The sequence below is a fragment of the Nocardia sp. NPDC019219 genome (assembly GCF_040632645.1).
Taxonomy (GTDB): domain Bacteria; phylum Actinomycetota; class Actinomycetes; order Mycobacteriales; family Mycobacteriaceae; genus Nocardia; species Nocardia sputorum.
In genome coordinates, this window is the sequence record NZ_JBEYCG010000019.1 from 84,581 (window position 1) to 103,552 (window position 18,972).

Genomic DNA, 18,972 nt, shown 5'->3' on the forward strand with positions numbered 1-18,972 from the left:
TATGAGCCTTCGAGAAGTTCCGCTGCGCACGCTGTCGGGCGAGCCGACGACCTTGGCCGACCTGGTCGGCGACCGCGCCGTCCTGCTGGTCAACGTGGCCTCGAAATGCGGACTGACGCCGCAGTACTCCGGGCTGGTCGAACTGCACAAGTCCTTCGGCCCCCGCGGTTTCAGCGTGGTCGGCGTGCCGTGCAACCAGTTCATGGGCCAGGAACCGGGCACGGCGGAGGAAATCCAGGAATTCTGTTCCACCACCTACGGCGTCGATTTCCCCTTGCTGGAGAAGACCGACGTCAACGGCGAGCAGCGCCACGCCCTCTACCAGCAGCTGGTGGAAACCCCCGACGCCGAAGGTAGCGCGGGCGACATCCAATGGAACTTCGAGAAATTCCTCATCGACCGCGAGGGCAAGATCGCAGGCCGTTTCCGCCCGCGCACCACCCCGGACGCGCCGGAACTGGTCGCCGCCATCGAATCCGTGCTCTGAGGTAGTCACGACGAACAGCCGGGGCCGCCGTCCGCTCGAGACGGCGGCTTTGTTCAGCGGCGAATGCCGGCAACGAACCTCGTCATCTTCGATCGCCAAGTGGTTGAGGGGGCACATCGCTGCGGCGAATTGCGAGTAAGCCTCTCGATGGTGTGCCACTCGCGGGATCGTCAGGAGCGGTGGGTGAGGGGAGCACGGAGGCCGAGGTGCTCGCGCAAGGTGGTGCCGGTGTACTCGGTGCGGTAGACACCGCGTTCCTGGAGTTCGGGGACGAGCCAGTCCACGATTTCGTCCAGGCCGGTCGGGACCAGGTACGGGGAGATGTTGAAACCGTCGCTCGCGCCGTGGCGGACCCAGCGGGCCAGTTCGTCGGCGACTCGAGCGGGGGTGCCGGCGAAGCCGGAGCGTTCGGTGGAGGCGATCACTACTTCGCGGAGGGAAAGATTCTCCGCCTCCGCCCTGGCTCGCCAGTCGCGGGCGATGGCGGCCGGGTCTTGGCCGGAGCGCGGTGCGCCACGGGTTTCGGAGATCGGGCGCGGCTGCGGGTCGTCCGCGGGCAGGGGGCCGTCCGGGTCGAGGCCGGACAGATCGCGGCCCCAGATCTGGCCGGCCAGCGACAGCGCGGTCTGGCCGGTGTACTGGCCGTTCTTCACCCAGCGCACCTTCTCCTCGACCTCGGATTCCTTCTCGGCGAGGATGATCTGCGTGCCGGGCAGGATCCGGATGTCGTCCTCCGGGCGGCCCGCCGCGCGCAGGCGTGCGCGGATGTCGGTCGCGAAGGCGAGCGCGTCGTCGAAATGCGTTCCGTGCCGGGAGAAGATCACATCGGCGTGCGCCGCGGCGAAATCGCGACCTGCCGGTGAATCGCCCGCCTGGAAGATCACCGGATGCCCTTGGGCGCTGCGCGGCAGCGTGGGGGTGATCCGCACGTCGAAGTGGGGACCGGTGCGCACGACCGGGTGGATCGCCTCGGCGCTCGCCCACGCCGGGCTCTGCTGCGACGTCGCGATCGCGCCGTCGTCCCAGGCGTCCCAGATCGCCCGCACCGTCGCGACGAACTCCGCGGCGCGCTCGTACCGCAACGCGTGGTCGAGGAATCCGCCGCGCCGGAAGTTCGCTCCGGTCCAGGCGTTGTCGGTGGTGACCGCGTTCCAGCCCGCGCGGCCGCCGGACAGCACATCCAGGCTGCCCAGTTTGCGCGCCAGGTCGGCGGGCTCGTTGTAGGTGGTGTTCTGGGTCGCGACCAGGCCGATGTGCCGCGTGATGCCCGCCAGCGCGGCGAGCTGGGTGATCGCGTCGGGGCGGCCCGCGATGTCCAGTTCCAGAATCGCGCCGTCCTGCTCGCGCAGCCGCAGGCCCTCGCCGAGGAAGAACGCGTCGAACAGCCCGCGCTCCGCGGTCAGCGCCACCCGGCGGAAGGTTTCGAAGTCGATCTGCGAGCCGCTGGCCGGGTCGGACCAGATCGTGGTGTGGTTCACGCCCTGGAAGAAGACGCCGAAGTGGACCTGGGCGTCGGGACGCGGGAAGTCGGTCACGGAAACGATCTCCTGACGATCAGCGCGTGGTCGCGTAGCGGTTGGCGGGACGGGGCAGACCGAGATTGGCGCGCAGTGTGGAACCGGGAACGGGCCGGTGCGCGACCCCGGTGCGCAACAAGGCGGGCAGGACCTCGCGCGCGAGCACGGGCAGGTCCTCATCGATCACGGCCAGGTGCAGCCGCACCCCGTCGAGGTGGGCGCTGAGCTCGGTCAGCAGAGCGGTCAGTTCCGGCGCCGCACCGGAGAACGCGAGCCGGCCGGGGGAATCAGCGGCCGCGCCGAATCGCCGCGCGGCCGGAACACCGGAGACGTCCAAGGTGACCTCGACCTCGGCGAAGACCAGCGCATCCTCCGCCGAGCGCACCGCGGTCCCGGCCTCGACCGCCGCCGCGACCGAATCGGCGGCGACGAACCGGACGTCGACCTCCCCTTCCGCGCCGAACACCACCGGTTGGCCCTGGGGCGGGCGCGGCACGATGGCCGGTCCTTTCACCGCGAAGGTCTCGCCCTCGAAGTCGATGTAGTGCAGTTTGGTCCGGTCCAGGAAGCGGCCGCTGGGGTAATCGCGGATGACCGCGTCGTCCTCCCAGGAATCCCAGAGGCGACGGGCCACCTCGATCGAATCCCGTTGCTCGCGGGCCAGTTCGGCGTCTCCAGTGACCGGCGTACGCCCCCACGCGGCGGCGGCTCGCGCGTCGTCGACGCGCTCGGCGATCCAGCCGGCCCGCCCGCGCGAGGCGTAGTCCAGCGACGCCACCTGCGATGCCGTGTGGAACGGTTCGGCGTAGGTGGTGGCGACGGTGGGAACCAGCCCGATCGTGCTGGTGGTGGCCGCCACGAACGACGCCCGGGTCACCGCGTCGATGCGGCCGGATATCTCGTGTCCCGGCAGGATCGAGTCGGCGAAAGTGGCCAGGGTGAATCCGGCGTTCTCGGCGGCGGCCACCCGCCTGCGCACGGTGTCGCCGGTGAGCAGGCGGTCCGGTGCGTGCGCCGCCCGCCGCCACGCCTCGGGGCGGAATCCCTCTCCGTCGAGTTCCACGCCGAGCGCGAAAACGCCCATCCCGCACCTTCTTTCATCCCGCGAACCATGCGCGACAACGGTGGTCCGAGCCGGGCACGATCCGGCTCGGGCCACCGGTGGCGCACCCCTGGCGAGCATGCGCGGCGGGGCGGCGATACGCGATGGTTTGCGTCGCGATGATTCGAAGGTTGTCGAATGGCAGGCGGGCTACCGCGCGGCGCGGGCCGCGAACGCCGCGGCCACGAGGACGGTGACGCCTTCCGCGATCGCCGTGCCGCCGAGGGCGTGCGCCGCGCTGGTCACCGTGCTGCCCGCCAGTCCGAGGAACAGCGACCCGAAGGTGGCGATCCCGACCACGATGCCGAGTTGCACGTTGGTCACCAGGATGCCGCTGGCGTCGGCCGCCAGGGTCATCGGCACCTTGGCCAGCGTGCGGGTCATGAGCGGACTGAAGGCGATGCCGTTGCCCGCGCCGCACAGGCCGAGCAGGGTCAGGGCCAGCGGCCCGAGCTCGGCGCCGTCGCGCAGCAGTGCGCCGAGAGCGACCATGCTCACCGCGCCGAGTACGAGCCCGAGCGGGATCATCGTCGCGTGGAACCGGGCCGGGACGCGCTCCCAGTTGAGGCTGGCGACGGCGAAGGCCACACCGAGCGGAACGAACAGCAGACCCGCGTGCAACGCGCTGTAGCCCAGCGTGCTCTGCAGATGGATCGCCATGACGAACATCCAGCCGCCGAAGGTCGCCATGATCACGAACAGCGCGACCGCGGCGGGGACCAGGCCAGGCGCGGTGAGTACCGGCCGCGCGAAGAGGGGTTCGCCGCCACGGGAAGCGACGATCCGTTCGATCACCACGAACGATGCGAAGCCGAGCACGCTGACGGCCAACGCGATCCACGACCACAACGGCCAATCCAGCTCCCGTCCGAGCACCAGCGGCAGCACCAGCAGCAACACCGACGCGGTGAGGGTGGCCAGTCCCGGCAGGTCGAGCTTGCGCTCGAGGCGCTGGGCCGAGGACGGCAGGATGCGCGGCGCGGCGACGAGCAGCGCGAGCCCGATCGGCACGTTCACCAGGAACACCCCGCGCCAGCCGCTGCCGAACAGATCGGCGTTGACGATCAGACCGCCCAGCACCTGCCCGGCGACCATGCCGCCGGAGATGATCGCCGAGTAGACGCTCAGGGCCCGCGCGCGGGCGTCACCGGTGAAGGTGCGCTGGATCAGCGTCATGATCTGCGGCACCATCGCCGCCGCGCCGACGCCTTGGGCGAAACGGAAGACGATCAGCGCGGTCTCGTTCCAGGCCAGACCGCAGGCCAGCGAGGCCACGGTGAACAGCGCCAGCCCGGCGACGAACGCGCGCCGCTGGGTGAACCGGTCACCGAGCCGTGCACCGGTGACCAGCAGGACGGCGTAGGCGATGACGTACCCGGCGACGATCAGCTGCAGGGCCGCGCCGCTGGTGTGCAGCGAACCGCGGATCGAGGGGATCGCGACGTTGACGATGGAGGAGTCGAGCACCGCCATGAACTGGCCGGTGAGGATGACGATGAGGACGGCCAGCGAACGCCGCGCTCCCAGCGCGGCGGGCGGAGCGGCCGGAGTCGCGGCGGGCGTCGTTGCCGCCGCCGGCCCCGGCGATATGGTCTGTGTCATGCATCGAGGATGCGGTGCGCCGGGCACCGGTAACAGGAGCCCGATGACACTGGTACCGGCAGCACCAGGCTGAGGGTGTCCCGCAAGGGAATTGCGGAACCTTTGGGACATTTCCGGCATTGTGTCCAGTGTCACAGACCCATGCGGCGGCTATCACCTAACCCGAAGTACTTAGGCGAGCTAACGTGTTTGGGTAAGGCCGTTCCCGGACCAAAGGAGGTCGTCGTGGCATCTGAGACACGCAGGGAGCGGCTCCTGCGCCGCATCGCCCGGCTGTACGCCGAATACGACGACATCCGCAACGCCACACCGCGTGCGGAGGTCACCGAGAAGGTTCGCGAATCCGGCGTGGGCCTCGCGAAGATCATCGAGACGGTCATGGTCGGTTACGCCGACCGGCCCGCCCTCGGCCGGCGCGCGACGGAACTGCGTACCGGCGAGACCGGCCGCACGACGCTGGCGCTGCTGCCCGAGTTCGACACCATCACCTACGGCGAACTGTGGGAGCGCGTACGCGCGGTGGCCGCGGCGTGGCACGGTGACGCCGGCCATCCGCTCCGGGCGGGCGACTTCGTGGCCATCCTCGGTTTCACCAGCAGCGACTACACCACACTCGATCTGGCGTGCATCCACTTGGGCCTGGTCGCGGTTCCACTGCAAGCGAGCGCGCCCGTCGCTCAGCTGACCGCGATCGTCGGCGAGACCGCGCCCCGCGTGCTCGCCGCGACACCGGAACTGCTCGACGCCGCGGTGACCTGTGCGTTGGCGGAGTCCGGACCGCGACGGCTGGTCGTCTTCGACTACCACCCGGGAGACGACGACCAGCGCGCGGCGTTCGACGCGGCTCGCGCCCGGCTGGCCGATGCGGGCAGCCCGGTGGTCGTCGACACCCTCGACGAGGTGCTCGCGCGCGGCAGGTCGCTGCCGCGGGCGCCGCTGTTCGCCGCCGAGCCGGGCGAGGACCCGCTGGCGCTGCTGATCTACACCTCGGGAAGCACCGGAACACCCAAAGGGGCGATGTACACCCAGCGGCTGGTCGCCCGGAGTTGGGTGAACCGGCCCGAGGTCGCCGCGATCAACCTCAACTACATGCCGATGAGCCACGTGGCCGGTCGCGGATCGCTGACCGGCGTGCTGGCGCGCGGCGGCACCGCGTACTTCGCGGCCAAGAGCGACATGTCGACGCTCTTCGACGACATCGCGCTCGCGCGACCGACCGAGCTGTTCTTCGTTCCGCGCGTGTGCGACATGATCTTCCAGCGTTTCCGCAGCGAGGTGGAGCGGCGCGACGCACCGGGCATCGACCGGGCCGCGCTGGAGGCAGAGGTGAGAACCGAACTGCGCGAGCATTTCCTGGGCGGGCGCATGGTCGTGGCGATCTGCGGAAGCGCTCCGGTGTCGGCGGAGATGAAATCGTTCGTCGAGTCGGTGCTCGACCTGGAGCTGCACGACGGCTACGGGTCCACCGAGGCGGGTGGCGTGGTCGTCATCGATGGACGGGTGCAGCGTCCTCCGGTGCTCGATTACAAGCTCGCCGACGTCGCCGAGCTGGGCTACTTCCGCACCGACAAACCCCATCCGCGCGGCGAGCTGCTGTTGAAGAGCACCACCTTGATCTCGGGCTACTACAAGCGGCCCGAACTCACGGCCGAGATCTTCGACTCCGAGGGCTTCTACCGGACCGGCGACATCGTCGCCGAGCTCGCCCCGGACCACCTGGTCTACGTCGACCGCCGCAACAACGTGCTGAAACTGTCCCAGGGCGAATTCGTCGCGATCTCGCGTCTGGAGGCGGTCTACGCGACCAGTCCGCTGATCCGGCAGATCTTCGTGTACGGCAGCAGTGAACGCGCCTACCTCCTCGCCGTGATCGTGCCGACCGAGGACGTGCTGGGCTGGGGTGACACCGACAAGATGAAGACGGCGTTGAGCGAATCGCTGCGACAGCTCGCCAAGGACGCCGAACTGCAGTCCTACGAGATCCCCCGGGACTTCCTGATCGAGCCCGAGCCGTTCACCGCCGCCGACGGATTGCTCTCGGGCATCGGTAAACTGCTGCGTCCCAAGCTGAAAGAGCGTTACGAGCCGCGGTTGCGGGAGCTGTACGACGAGCTGGCCGCCGGGCAGGCGAACGAGCTGCTCGACCTGCGCCACACCGCGCTCGATCGGCCCGTGCTGGAGACGGTGAGCCGCGCGGCGAAGGCCGTCCTCGGCTGCGCGGAGGCCGACCTGCGCCCGGACGCGCACTTCACCGATCTCGGCGGCGACTCGCTCTCAGCGCTGTCGCTGTCGAACCTGCTGCACGAGATCTTCCAGGTCGAGGTGCCGGTGTCGGTGGTGATCAGCCCGGCCAACGGCTTGCGCGAGGTGGCGGACTACATCGCGGCCGAGCGCGCTTCCGGCGGGCGGGGCGCTACCTACGCCGCGGTGCACGGCGACGGCCCGCAGGTCCGCGCCGCCGACCTGACGCTCGACAAGTTCCTCGACGCCCGCACACTTGCCGAGGCACCGGCTCTGCCACGCCCGTCCGCGAGCCCGCGCACCGTGCTGCTCACCGGCGCGAACGGTTACCTCGGGCGCTTCCTGTGCCTGGAGTGGCTGCGGCGCATGCACGACAGCGGGGGCACCCTCGTCTGCCTGGTCCGCGGCTCGGACGCGGGCGCGGCGCGCCGGCGCCTCGACAGCGCCTTCGACTCCGGAGACCCCGCGCTGCTCCGCGATTTCCGAGCACTGGCCGCCGAGCATCTCGAGGTGATCCCCGGTGACATCGGAGAGCCGAACCTGGGCCTGGACGACGCGACGTGGCAGCGGCTGGCCGAACGCGTCGATGTGATCGTGCATCCCGCCGCGCTGGTCAACCATGTGCTGCCCTACCGGCAACTGTTCGGCCCCAACGTGGTCGGCACCGCCGAACTGATCCGGCTCGCCCTCACCACGCGGCTCAAGCCGTTCACATATCTGTCCACGGTCGCCGTGGCCGCGCAGATCGATCCGGCCGTCTTCGCCGAGGACGGCGACATTCGCCGGATCAGCCCGGTGCGGGCGGTGGACGACAGCTACGCCAACGGCTACGGCAACAGCAAGTGGGCGGGCGAAGTGCTCCTGCGCCAGGCCAACGACCTGTGTGGGCTGCCGGTTGCGGTGTTCCGGTCGGACATGATCCTCGCCGACCGCCGTTACGCGGGTCAGCTCAACGTGCCCGATATCTTCACCCGGCTCCTGTTGAGCCTGATCGTCACGGGTATCGCGCCGTTCTCCTTCTACCGCACCGACGCGGGCGGCAACCGCTCGCGCGCCCACTACGACGGCCTGCCCGTCGATTTCACCGCCGAGGCGATCACCGTGCTCGGCGCCTCGGCAGCGACCGGTTTCCAGAGTTTCGATGTGCTCAACCCGCACGACGACGGCCGCTCGCTCGACGAGTTCGTCGACTGGCTGATCGCCGCAGGCCATCGGATCGAGCGGATCGCCGACTACGACGAGTGGGTCACCCGGTTCGAGACCGCCCTGCGGGCGCTTCCGGAACGACAGCGCCAAGCATCCGTCCTGCCCTTGCTGCACGCCTATCGGCGACCGGCCCCGGCCGTACGCGGCTCGGCCCTGCCCGCGGAGAAATTCCGCTCTGCGGTCCGAAGCGCGAAAATCGGTCCAGAACAGGATATTCCGCAGATCTCCCGGGAACTCATCGAGAAATACGTCACGGATCTGCGGCTGCGCGGCTTGGTGTAGGAGCTAGGACGGTCGCGGCACGGCATCCAGCAGGGCGTTGGCGATGCGTTCGGCTTGGACCAGGATGTTCGTCTGCGCGGAGATGTAGTCGCCGATGCCTTGTTCCTGGGCCGCCTGCAGATACGGCGGCAGCGGCTGTTGGATCTCGGTGCGGATGACGTTGTCCAGCAGCGCCTCCATCTCGCCCCGCAGCGGATTTCCGGTCGCGGCCTGGTTGTCGAGTTCGAGCCGGCCGCCGTCGGTGCTGTAGTCGTAGAGTTCGAATTCCTGTTGTCGCGCCGGATCGATCTGGATCCGGCCGTGCACCCAATGGGAATACGACGCGAACTTCGCGTCGGCGGTGCGCACCATGGCGACATGACCGGGCGCGTCCTGGTTGAACAGGATCGCGGCTTCTTCGATCGAAGCCTCGTCGGTCGTGTGGGCGATCCACGGCCTGCCGGTCGCGCCCGGGTTACGGCAGAGCGCGGCGATGTCCAGACGTCCGCTGAGATGTTCGTACCGTCCGTCGCTGCGCCAGTCGTCGCCGCCGGTGCCGATGGTGAGCAGCAGGGGTGTGAAGTCGACGCTGGAGGTGAGTTGATCCCTGGTGCTCGTCCCGTCCACCGGGCTCAGGTAGCCGCGCGGGTCGTGGACATAGAGCGGGACGCGCAGCGCCTCGTCGTAGGCCGCGCCGCCTTTACCGTGCAGGCCGTGCGAACCGGCGTAGTCGCCGTGGTCGGAGGTGAAGACGACGACGGTGTTGGCGGCGACGTCGGGACGCGACTGCAAGGTGTCGAGCACCCGGCCGATCTGGATGTCGACCTGCTGCTGCGCCCACAGGTAGAGGTTGCGCATCTCGATCCAGGCCTGCAAGGCCTCCGGCGTCCCGTAGGGCGCCGCGCCGAACGCCACCGCCGAGACCTCCACCAACGCCATCTGCAAGCGCGGCTTGCGCGACAGTTGTTCGAGCGATTCGAAATTGGGCGGCAACTCGTTCATCCACCGCGGGATGTCGGCGTTGAACTGGTCGCGCCGGGTCCAGCGCGGCCACCACTGGATATCGTGCGGGTTGACCAGCGACACCGTCGTACACCATGGCGCGTTGCCCGAGTCGTTGTGGAACCAATCGGCGAATTGATCGACGATCTTCGGATCCGCTTGCAAGCCCTGCCCCGGCGCACCGTTCGGGGAGGGATAGGTGCCACCGTGGAAACCGTAGGCTTCGAGGGCTCCGGGTGTGCGGTCCGGATAGCTGCCGAGATGCCACTTACCCCAGTAGGTGGTGTCGTAGCCGTGGTCGCGCAGCATGGAACCCCACGTCGGGAACAGGGGCGACAATGTCGACTCCGACACGACCATGACCCCGGTCTGCTGTGCGTAGAGGCCGGTCAGCAGGCAGCCGCGTGCGGGCGTGCAATCGTTGGCCGCCGTGTAGTGATTCTCGAACGACACACTGCCCCGGCGGATCCGGGCGATGTTCGGCAGAACGGCGTCCAGCGTCTGCTGATCCGGGAACCAGACGGGTGTGCGCATCTCGTCCACGATGATCACCAAGATGTTGGGCTTGTCCGGATCGGTGTCCGCCCGCGCCCGGCCCGGAGCGGCCCCGGTGGACACGGCGGCCGCGGCTGTCGCCGAGGTGGCCGCGCTGGTCAGAAATCCCCGGCGAGTGAACGAGCTCGGCAATGTTCCTCCACGAATGAGTGATGTCCGTCGGGCGAATGGAACGCGGAGAATCTCGGTGCTGTCACCGTAGCGCCGCCGGGCGCGCGGCAGCCGCACTCCGGTGCGGACACGCCGCCGTGCCGACGTCACGCAGGAGCCGGCCGGACCGTAACCAGGCGGTGACGGCCGGAAGCCGGATTACGGCAGGCCCACCAGATCGGCCATGACGTTCATGTGGTGGCCGAAGTAGTCGGCGCGTGCGTCGATGAGGCCGTGCAGGCGGCCGAAGATCTCGAAGTTGATCAGGCCGAACAGTTGAGTCCAGCCGACGAAGACCCGGTCGAGCACGTCTTCGGGCAGGTCGGAGGACTGCTGCTCGATGAGCCGGCGCAAGTCGGCGTGGACGGGCGCGGGGAGCGGCGTCGAAAGCGGCAGTGGGGTCAGTTCTTTCGCACCTGCCCGCGCGATGGCGGCCAGCCGGAGGACCACGGCCGCGGCCGGGGCGATCGTGTCCTCCGGCGCGGCGTAGCCGGGCACCGGACTGCCGTAGAGCAAGCCGTATTCGGCCGGATGGGACAGCGCCCATTCCCGGACGGACGAGCACACCGCAATCCATCGGCCGCGCAGATCGGCGGCGGGTGGTTTCGCGTCCGCGGCTTCGGCCTCGGCCGCGAGCGCCTGGTACGCCTCCATGATCAGCGCGGTCAGCAGGTCGTCCCGGCTCGGGAAGTACCGGTAGAGCGCGGACGCGACGATGCCCATATCGCGGGCGACCCCGCGCAGGGACAGATTCGCGCCATCCACCGCCAACCGTTTGCGCGCGACCGCCTTGATCTCCTCGATCATCTCGGAGCGGACGCGGGCGCGCAGTGACTGGGCGGACATGGCTCCCAGTTTAAGGAACAGACGACAGATAAGAGAACGGAAGCACGTTTTGTGAACACTGTTCTTGACTCGGACTGCTGTTCTGGCCTAGGCTCGAGCTCTCGACGAGAACGCTGTTCTCTGAACATCACGCCAAACAGGTTGGATTGCCATGTCCCTGCACGTCGTTGTCGGAGCCGGTCCGGTCGGATCGGCCACAGCCCAACTGCTCGCCACACGGGGGATCCGGGTGCGCACGATCACCCGGCGCGGATCCGGCCCGGACCACCCGCTGATCGAGCGCGTCGCCGCCGACGCGGCCGACGCCGCGGCATTGATTTCGCATTGTGCGGGCGCGGATGTCGTCTACCAGTGCGCCCAACCTCCCTATCACCGCTGGGCGACCGACTTTCCACCGCTGGCCGCCGCCGCGTTGCGAGCGGCGGAAGCGACCGGCGCCGTGCTGCTGAGCGTCGGAAATCTCTACGGCTACGGACAGGTCGACGGCCCGATCAGCGAGCGTCATCCGCTGCGGCCCAACAGCGTGAAGGGCCGGGTCCGGGCGCGGATATGGGCTGAGGCGCTCGGCGCGCACGAGGCAGGCCGCGTGCGCGTCGCCGAAGTGCGCGGATCGGACTACCTCGGCGCGGGGGCGAAATCGGCTTTCACCATGGTGGCGTTGCCTGCCGTGCTCTCAGGTCGCCGAGTGTGGTTCCCGGCGGATCCGGACGCCGCGCACAGCTGGACCGACGTCGGTGACACCGCCCGGACGCTGGTCGCGGTCGCCGACGACGAGACGGCCTGGGGGCGAGCGTGGCACACGCCGACCGCGCCGCCCACCTCCATCCGCGAACTGGCCGGGATGGCCGCGACGGTGGCGGGCGCGCCGCCCGCGCGAGTGAGCCGGATGCCCGCCGCGGTGCTGTGGGCCGCGGGGCTTTTCGAGCCCAACGCCCGCGAGATGCGTGAGTTGCGCTACCAGTTCGATGGCCCGTTCGTCATCGATTCGTCCGCCGCGACCGCGGCGTTCGGCATCGAGCCCACACCCACCGTGGAGTCCGTGCGCGCCACGATCACCGCCCTTCGGGCGGAAGAAGAACAGGCGGTGGCGAACGCATAACCGGGAGGCCTGTGCTCGTCGTCGGCCAGCCGGTTCAGCGGGCGGGGCGCGAAGCCGCCGTCCGGGGAAACCATCCGTGGCGGTCGAACAGCCCGAAGGCCAGCCACTTCCGGTCCGCGGCGGCATGGCCATACACCGTCCCGGAGGCGGTGGTCCCGGCTGTCGTGCCGTCCGGCGGGATCGCCGGACGGCACGAAGCTGGTGTTCGAGGAAGCCGCGCACGCAGAGCGCGGCGTGCTATCTCCTCGCAGAAAGATAGACGGAATCATCAGGGTTCATCGCCATAGCTACCCCACTACAGCGAATGGATAGTTGAATCCGGCAATTTCACTGCAATAGCGAGAGCACGCTACTGCGCAGCGGCACAGAAGAAATCCGTACCCGGGAGAATCGGGCGAAGCGGTGATCTCTCGAGGCCGGATCAGGCGGCGGGCTGGGGCTGGTTCAAGTCCCGGACGCCGGTGATCGCATCGATGATGTTGACGATGGCGGAGGTGCCACCGTCGAGGGCCGAGCTACCGGAGTCCAGCATGGCGGAACCGGAGGACGAGCCGGCCGAACCCGTGGACGAGCCGCCGTCGGCCGAACCCGAGGCCACGCCGGCGGAGCCGGTGGCGGGGGAGTGGGCGGCGGAGGCCACCGCGACCGGGCCGAAGAACAGGGCGGCGGCGGAGATGGTGCCTGCGGCGGCAAGGGCCTTGCGAGAGAACATATGCGGAGCTTCCTTTCACGGCTGGATAACGACGCCATCACGACGTGCACCAGCAACGTTAGGAAAAAGAAATCAGCAAAGCCACTTCTCTCCTTGTGTGAATAATCACCGTTAATAATGAGCTAACAAGATATTGTGGGCAAGTAACACAATTTGATCTTCACCTCGGAGGAATTTCCGGACGATCCTCGCGATCCGGGCAGGAAGGCCGGTGCGACAGTGCGCCGAGCGCGGCGGTCCGGACCCCTGTGAACCGGCTCGGTGATCCGCTGCTCATTCGGCCCGCACGGTCTCCGGCCCGATCGCCGTGGAGCGCAGAGCGGCCACTTCGGCGCGCAACGCTTTGATCTCCGCGACGAGTTCGGTGATCTCGCGGTCGGTGTTCTCCACATTCGTCTCGACGCTTTTGAGCTGATCCATCACCCAGCTGGTGGTGGTGCCGATCGCGAAACTGATCAGCCCGATGCCCAAGGTCATCAGAATCAACGAGATCAAACGGCCTTCGGTCGTCACCGGATACACATCGCCGTAGCCGACGGTGGTCACCGAGACCATCGACCACCACAGTGCGTCACCGAAATTGTGAATCTTGCTGTCGGGCGCCCCGAATTCGGCGTCGAAGAAGGCCAGACTGCACAGCAGCAGAAGCAGCAGCGAACTCGCCCCGACGAACACCGCGAGCCTGGCTCTGGTCGTCGTGTTCCGGTTCAAGGTGCCGATCACGAGCATGGCCGCCCGCAACAGCCGCAGTGGGCGAAGCGGTGGCAACAGCACGATCAACAAATCGACCGGGTGGGTACGCAGAAATCGCGAACGGTTGCCCGACAGCCCCAACCGCACCGCGAAATCCAGCGCGAAGGCTGCCCAGATCACCACGTCGACCCGCGTGAGCCAGGCGTCCAGACGAGGTGAGGCCCCGGTATCGAGAACCTGCCAGGCGTAGACGCCGAGGAACGCGACGGCCAGCACCATCAAGGGAATGCCGGTCGTCCGCTCCCACGACTCCCTGCGGGTGAAATCGGCATGTGTCTCGTCCATCGAATCACCTGTGTCGCTCGGCTGCAGCGTCGGCGACACCGCAGGTCGGCCGCTGAACCTCTCGAAAGAGACCGGCCGTTCTCCGGCTGATTCTCACACGAAACCCAGGTCACCGTACCGACCCCGGTCGGCATTCCAGCGCCGAGCCGGGCTGCCGGCAACGTTGTAGCCACCGATGGCTGTGTTCGATGAGCGGCCGATCGGCAGGCGCGACAACGCCTACTTTCCGGCTCGCGGATCGGGCGGCCTCGTGTGGGCGCAGATCACCTCGTAGGCCCGGACGGCGTCCTCGGGGAAGACCAGAACGAGCAGGCGATGGCGCCGACCGCGCCGGTGGGTCCATCCCACAGTCGAACGGATCCCGTTCGATCGCAGGGTGTCTCTGACCACGTGACCTGCGTAATCGCTGGCAACGGTGGCCGCGGGGACCAGCAGGCCGTAGTCGTCGGCGTGCCTGACCTGGCGCCGTCTCATCGTTCGCCGTCGCGGCGCCGCTGGTATTCGCGGAGAACGGCCAGTTGTCTGCGTTCTTCGGTGTGCGCGGTCGTCACGAGGTGTTCCGCTTCGGGCGCCGGATCCGGTCGCAGGAACGAGCCCGGTCCGGGCTTGCCCGCCGACCCCAGTTTGTTCATCTTCTTCGGTACCGGGGCGCCTCGGTACTCGAGCGGAACCGGGTGCCCGTGGTCGTCGACCGGACCCAAGGGCTGGTGCATCTCGATGTATTCCCCGTGCGGTAGGCGTTTGACGACACCGGTCTCGATGCCGTGGGCGAGCACCGCGCGATCGCTGCGCTGCAGGCCCAGGCACATCCGGTAGGTCAGGAAGTAGGCCATCGGCGGGCCCAGCAGCACCGCGATGCGGAAGAACCAGGTCGTCGCGTTGAGCGAAATGTGGAAGTTCAACGCGATGATGTCGTTGACACACGCCAGCGTCAGCACCACGTAGAAAGTGAGGGCCATGGCGCCGATCGCGGTGCGCACCGGCACGTCGCGCGGGCGCTGGAGCAGATTGTGGTGCGCGGTGTCCCTGGACAGCCGCTTCTCGATCCACGGGTACACGATCAGCACCACGAGCACCAACCCCATCGCCAGCGCGACCCAGAAGGCGGCGGGCACGGTGTAGTTGCCGATGTACAGCTCCCAGGGCGGCATCAGCCGGGCCATGCCGTCGGTCCACATCAAGTAGAAGTCCGGCTGCGAACCCGCCGACACCTGCGACGGGTTGTACGGACCCAGGTTCCAGACCGGATTGATCTGGAACACCCCGCCCATGAACGACACTGTCGCGAGGGTGAACATGAAGAATGCGCCCTGGTCGAGGGAGAACACCGGCACGATCCGCGTGCCGACGACGTTGTTCTCGGTTCGGGCCGGTCCGGGGAACTGGGTGTGCTTCTGATACCAGACGATTCCGATGTGTGCGACCACCAGCGCGGCCATGATCGCCGGGAACAGCAGGACGTGCGTGATGTACAGACGGGGGATGATGATGTCGCCGGGGAAATCGCCCGCGAAGATCAGCCAGTGCAGCCACGTGCCCACTACGGGAATGGACATCGTGATACCCGAGAAGGCCGCGCGCAGACCGGTACCCGACAGCAGATCGTCAGGCATCGAATAGCCGAAGAAGCCTTCGAACAGCGCGAGGATCAGCAGCAGCGAGCCGATCACCCAGGTGATCTCGCGCGGGCGGCGGAACGCGCCGGTGAAGAATATCCGGCACATATGCACGATCATCGACGCCACGAAAAGCAACGCGGTCCAATGATGTACCTGCCGTACGAACAATCCGCCGCGGACCTCGAAACTGAGATTCAGCGTCGACTCGTAGGCCCGCGACATGGTCACCCCGCGCAGGGGCTGGTACGCGCCGTCATAGACGACCTCGGTCATCGAAGGGTCGAAGAACAACGTCAGATACACGCCCGACAGCAGCAGGATGATGAAGCTGTACAGCGCGATCTCCCCGAGCAAGAACGACCAGTGGGTCGGGAAGACCTTGTTGATCGAGCGCTTGACGAAGGCGGAAGCGCGGTAACGCTGATCCGCCGCATCTGCGCCCCGTAGCACGGTGCTCATAACTGGCAAGACCTCCCGGTCGACGACGACGGCTGCCCATAAGACAGTTCGGGCCGCCGATTTCTGACAGGGTGTGATGGAAATCACAATTAGCCGGTCGCGTCACCGGATCGCGCGGGTTTGCCGACCGCCGACGGCCGTTTCGGGAGCATCCGGATCGATCGAGGAACGGTATCGGTTGTGCGGCGGATCGGTGGAGATGCTGGTCGTCGGTGTCACGGGGACTTGCAGCTGCCGCATGCTGACGGACGGAGGTCGACCCAGCACCCGGCGAAGGGAGATGGACGGTGGCATTGGGACGTCGTCGGCTGCTGATCGGCTTCGCGGGTGCGGGTGGTCTCGCCCTGGCCGGATGGGGGTGGTCGCGAGAAGTCGCGCCCCCACCCGAACCTGCCACAATCCGATTCGATCCCCCACCCGGGACCCACGATGTCGACGCGCGCAGCCCCGGCACGATCACTGTCACCGACGGGACGCTGCGGTCGGTCGAATGGATCGATGAGACGGGCAGATCGCTGCCGGGCGCATCGGCACCCGACCATCGGACCTGGACCAGTACCGAACCACTCGGCTACGGCCACACCTACACCGCGAAAGCCGTGGCTCACGGCGACACCGGCGACGTCACCGCGACGACGACCTGCACAACGGTGCGACCACGACAGCTGGTCGACGTCTCCCTCCGCTCGGCGAACCTCGTCGAGCTGGCCGAAAACGACACCTACGGAGTGGGTTTCGTGCTCGTCGCGCATTTCGACGAACCCGTCGATCGAGCCGCCGTGGAAAGCCACCTGAAGATCACCACCGAGCCTGCCGTCACCGGTGCCTGGTACTGGCTCGACGATCAGAACGCGCACTGGCGGCCGGAGCACTACCACGCCCCCGGAACCAGGATCACGATCGAGGCCGAACTGTTCGGCCGCGCGCTCGGCGAGGGCCGCTACGGCGCACGTGACCGACGGGTTTCGGTGATGATCGGGCCCGCGCACGTCGCGATCGCCGACGACGCTACCAAACAGATCGAGGTCTTCGACAACGGAAACCTGGTGCGCACCATGCCGACCTCGATGGGCATGGGCGGCACCGCGGTGGTCGGCGGCAGAGTCATGTCGTTCTGGACTCGCCCCGGCATCTATACCGTGCTGGACCAGAAAAACCCGGTGATCATGGACTCCGCCACCTACGGCCTGCCCACCAACTCCGCGCTCGGCTACCGCACGAGCATCGACCACGCGGTCCGCATCAGCCACGACGGGATCTTCGTGCACGCGTTGGCCGCGAGCATGTGGGCTCAAGGCAACACCAACGTCTCACACGGCTGCCTGAACCTCTCCCCGGACGACGCCGCATGGTTCTACGACTTCGTCATCCCCGGCGACGTGGTCGAGGTCCGCAACACCGGTGGCGACCCCCTCGATATCTGGCAGAACGGCGATTGGAGCATCCCGTGGGCCGACTGGCTATCCGGTGGCGCCCACCCATAGCCGCAGTTTCTCCGGATTCCGGATCGCCCAGATGCGAGTGATCCGGCCGTCGGCGATGTCGAAGGCGTAGACCGAGACGATGGTGCCGTCGAGCTGTGCTACCAGGCCGGGCTGGCCGTTCACGGTGCGCTCCAGCAGGGTTACCGCGGGGCCGCGCGCCGCGATTTCCATCCAGGCGCGGGCGATCTGCTCGCCGCCGTCGATCGGTGCGAGGAAGGCCGGTGCCAGGCCGCCGCTGTCGGCCGTCGCGGTCGCCCGTGGATCGAGCAGGCCGATCAGCGCCTCGATGCCTTTCGTCTCCCAGGCCCGTTTGAAGTTCCTGACCACCTCGGCGCGCTGGACTGCGGACGGACCCTGTGCCGTGCGGATGCGGCGGCGGGCGGAGGAGGCGAGCTGACGGCAGGCCGCGGGGGTACGTCCGACGACCTCGGCGACCTCGGCGAAGGAGTAGCGGAACACGTCGTGCAGGACGAACGCGACCCGCTCGGCGGGCGTCATGGAATCCAGCACGACGAGAAAGGCCATGCTGATCGACTCGTCGAGAGTGATCCGGTCGGCGGGATCGACGGGGGCGGGACCGTCGAGCCATTCGGACCGGCCGGGTATCGGCTCCGGAATCCATTCGCCCACGTACTGTTCCCGTCTGGCGCGCGCCGAGCCGAGCAGATCGAGGCAGATCCGGCCGGCGACCGTCGTCAACCACGCGCCGGGCGCCGCCACCTCCCGCCGCTGCCGCTCGGACAGCGCGTACCAGCGCGCGTAGGTCTCCTGCACCACATCCTCGGCCTCGGCCAGGGAGCCGAGCAGCCGGTAGGCGAGATTGATCAGCTGACGACGTTCGCTGATCACCGCGGGCAGGTGCGGGTCGGTCATGCTCGGCTCCTTCGGTCTGTGGGCGCTCACCGAAATCGACGAATCAGCGACCCGATTTGTGAGGCGGCCTGACATTCCGGACAGCTGTGTCGTCGGTAGGTCGTGACACTGTCAGCAAAGCAGGAGTGGGAAAAATGACCAGAATCGGCATCATCCTCGGCAGCACCCGGCCCAACCGCAAAGGCCCGCAGGTCGCGCAGTGGGTGCTGGATACGGCATCGCAGCGCGGCGACGCCGAGTTCGAACTCGTCGATCTGCGCGACCACCCGCTGCCCCATCTGGACGAGCCCGTGCCGCCGATGTTCGGTCCATCGACCCATGACCACACCCGCGCCTGGGCCGAGCGGATCGCCCCGTTCGACGGCTTCGTGATGGTGACCCCGGAATACAACGGCGGCGCCCCCGGGGTGCTGAAGAATGCCATCGACCACCTGTTCGCGGAATGGACCGACAAGGCGGTCGGCTTCGTTTCCTACGGCGTGAGCGGCGGCGCCCGCGCCGTGGTGCAGCTGCGGACGGTCTGCGGCACGCTGGGCATGGCCGACGTGGGCTATCAGGTCGCGCTCTCGGTGCTCACCGATTTCGAGAACCACACGACCTTCACACCGCGCGACCACCATGTCGCGGCCTTGCACAAGACGCTGGATCAGGTCCTCGCCTGGAGCGCTGCGCTCGCGCCGCTGCGGGCGGGCGCCGAAACCACGCTCATCGATTCCTGA

14 protein-coding genes are annotated in these 18,972 nt (G+C 68.0%); 5 read left to right on the forward strand and 9 right to left on the reverse strand.

Features of this window, described 5'->3' with window-relative positions; all coding sequences use genetic code 11:
• Position 1: 1 nt before the first annotated feature.
• Positions 2-487 (forward strand): glutathione peroxidase, encoded by a 486-nt coding sequence (locus tag ABZ552_RS28645; protein WP_281873359.1) that lies wholly within the window; start codon positions 2-4, stop codon positions 485-487.
• A 170-nt stretch (positions 488-657) separates the two neighbouring features.
• Here ABZ552_RS28645 and ABZ552_RS28650 read toward each other — a convergent pair whose 3' ends face one another.
• The 3 genes from ABZ552_RS28650 to ABZ552_RS28660 all read right to left on the reverse strand — a co-directional run bounded on the left by ABZ552_RS28650 (position 658) and on the right by ABZ552_RS28660 (position 4,708).
• Positions 658-2,022: an NtaA/DmoA family FMN-dependent monooxygenase gene (locus tag ABZ552_RS28650; protein WP_281873358.1), complete on the reverse strand. Its 1,365-nt coding sequence runs from the start codon at positions 2,020-2,022 to the stop codon at positions 658-660.
• 19 nt (positions 2,023-2,041) lie between these two features.
• Positions 2,042-3,088 carry an LLM class flavin-dependent oxidoreductase gene (locus tag ABZ552_RS28655; protein ID WP_281873357.1) on the reverse strand — a complete coding sequence of 349 codons (1,047 nt, stop codon included), beginning with the start codon at positions 3,086-3,088 and terminating at the stop codon, positions 2,042-2,044.
• Between the two features lie 168 nt (positions 3,089-3,256).
• Entirely contained in the window at positions 3,257-4,708 is a 1,452-nt protein-coding gene (locus ABZ552_RS28660) for an MFS transporter (protein WP_281873356.1), read from the reverse strand.
• A gap of 225 nt (positions 4,709-4,933) precedes the next feature.
• Here ABZ552_RS28660 and car point away from each other — a divergent pair, with 225 nt between their 5' ends.
• Positions 4,934-8,437 (forward strand): carboxylic acid reductase, encoded by a 3,504-nt coding sequence (car, locus tag ABZ552_RS28665; RefSeq protein WP_357441026.1) that lies wholly within the window; start codon positions 4,934-4,936, stop codon positions 8,435-8,437.
• Positions 8,438-8,440: 3 nt separating this feature from the next.
• Here the strand turns inward: car and ABZ552_RS28670 are convergent, their stop codons facing one another.
• Both ABZ552_RS28670 and ABZ552_RS28675 read right to left on the reverse strand, forming a co-directional pair.
• Positions 8,441-10,105, reverse strand: a complete 1,665-nt coding sequence (locus ABZ552_RS28670) for a sulfatase-like hydrolase/transferase (RefSeq protein ID WP_357441029.1) — start codon at positions 10,103-10,105, stop codon at positions 8,441-8,443.
• A gap of 177 nt (positions 10,106-10,282) precedes the next feature.
• Positions 10,283-10,969 carry a TetR/AcrR family transcriptional regulator gene (locus ABZ552_RS28675; protein ID WP_281873353.1) on the reverse strand — a complete coding sequence of 229 codons (687 nt, stop codon included), beginning with the start codon at positions 10,967-10,969 and terminating at the stop codon, positions 10,283-10,285.
• Between the two features lie 151 nt (positions 10,970-11,120).
• Between ABZ552_RS28675 and ABZ552_RS28680 the strand changes: the two genes are divergently transcribed.
• Positions 11,121-12,068: an NAD-dependent epimerase/dehydratase family protein gene (locus tag ABZ552_RS28680; protein WP_357441032.1), complete on the forward strand. Its 948-nt coding sequence runs from the start codon at positions 11,121-11,123 to the stop codon at positions 12,066-12,068.
• Between the two features lie 421 nt (positions 12,069-12,489).
• On the opposite strand, the gene ABZ552_RS28685 is transcribed toward ABZ552_RS28680, so the two are convergent.
• The 3 genes from ABZ552_RS28685 to ABZ552_RS28695 all read right to left on the reverse strand — a co-directional run bounded on the left by ABZ552_RS28685 (position 12,490) and on the right by ABZ552_RS28695 (position 15,896).
• The gene (locus ABZ552_RS28685; protein ID WP_281873351.1) at positions 12,490-12,780 is read right to left on the reverse strand and encodes a hypothetical protein; all 291 of its coding nucleotides are present in this window, start codon (positions 12,778-12,780) and stop codon (positions 12,490-12,492) included.
• A 273-nt stretch (positions 12,781-13,053) separates the two neighbouring features.
• Positions 13,054-13,818: a potassium channel family protein gene (locus ABZ552_RS28690; RefSeq protein WP_357441036.1), complete on the reverse strand. Its 765-nt coding sequence runs from the start codon at positions 13,816-13,818 to the stop codon at positions 13,054-13,056.
• Between the two features lie 470 nt (positions 13,819-14,288).
• Positions 14,289-15,896 (reverse strand): cytochrome bc complex cytochrome b subunit, encoded by a 1,608-nt coding sequence (locus ABZ552_RS28695; protein ID WP_357441038.1) that lies wholly within the window; start codon positions 15,894-15,896, stop codon positions 14,289-14,291.
• Between the two features lie 287 nt (positions 15,897-16,183).
• Between ABZ552_RS28695 and ABZ552_RS28700 the strand changes: the two genes are divergently transcribed.
• A complete protein-coding gene (locus tag ABZ552_RS28700; RefSeq protein ID WP_357441041.1) occupies positions 16,184-17,380 on the forward strand; it encodes an Ig-like domain-containing protein in 1,197 nt (398 codons plus the stop codon).
• Here ABZ552_RS28700 and sigJ read toward each other — a convergent pair.
• Positions 17,357-18,253 carry an RNA polymerase sigma factor SigJ gene (gene sigJ / locus ABZ552_RS28705; protein ID WP_357441044.1) on the reverse strand — a complete coding sequence of 299 codons (897 nt, stop codon included), beginning with the start codon at positions 18,251-18,253 and terminating at the stop codon, positions 17,357-17,359. The genes ABZ552_RS28700 and sigJ overlap by 24 nt on opposite strands.
• Before the next feature lie 134 nt (positions 18,254-18,387).
• On the opposite strand from sigJ, the gene ABZ552_RS28710 reads away from it, so the two are divergent.
• Complete coding sequence (locus ABZ552_RS28710) at positions 18,388-18,972, forward strand: NAD(P)H-dependent oxidoreductase (protein WP_357441047.1); 585 nt, start codon at positions 18,388-18,390, stop codon at positions 18,970-18,972.

Coding starts and splice junctions, on each gene's coding strand:
- ABZ552_RS28645 (WP_281873359.1), top strand. CDS start 2: ATGAGCCTTCGAGAAGTTCCGCTGCGCACGCTGTCGGGCGAGCCGACG.
- ABZ552_RS28655 (WP_281873357.1), bottom strand. CDS start 3,088: ATGGGCGTTTTCGCGCTCGGCGTGGAACTCGACGGAGAGGGATTCCGC.
- ABZ552_RS28660 (WP_281873356.1), bottom strand. CDS start 4,708: ATGACACAGACCATATCGCCGGGGCCGGCGGCGGCAACGACGCCCGCC.
- ABZ552_RS28675 (WP_281873353.1), bottom strand. CDS start 10,969: ATGTCCGCCCAGTCACTGCGCGCCCGCGTCCGCTCCGAGATGATCGAG.
- ABZ552_RS28680 (WP_357441032.1), top strand. CDS start 11,121: ATGTCCCTGCACGTCGTTGTCGGAGCCGGTCCGGTCGGATCGGCCACA.
- ABZ552_RS28685 (WP_281873351.1), bottom strand. CDS start 12,780: ATGTTCTCTCGCAAGGCCCTTGCCGCCGCAGGCACCATCTCCGCCGCC.
- ABZ552_RS28690 (WP_357441036.1), bottom strand. CDS start 13,818: ATGGACGAGACACATGCCGATTTCACCCGCAGGGAGTCGTGGGAGCGG.
- ABZ552_RS28695 (WP_357441038.1), bottom strand. CDS start 15,896: ATGAGCACCGTGCTACGGGGCGCAGATGCGGCGGATCAGCGTTACCGC.
- sigJ (WP_357441044.1), bottom strand. CDS start 18,253: ATGACCGACCCGCACCTGCCCGCGGTGATCAGCGAACGTCGTCAGCTG.
- ABZ552_RS28710 (WP_357441047.1), top strand. CDS start 18,388: ATGACCAGAATCGGCATCATCCTCGGCAGCACCCGGCCCAACCGCAAA.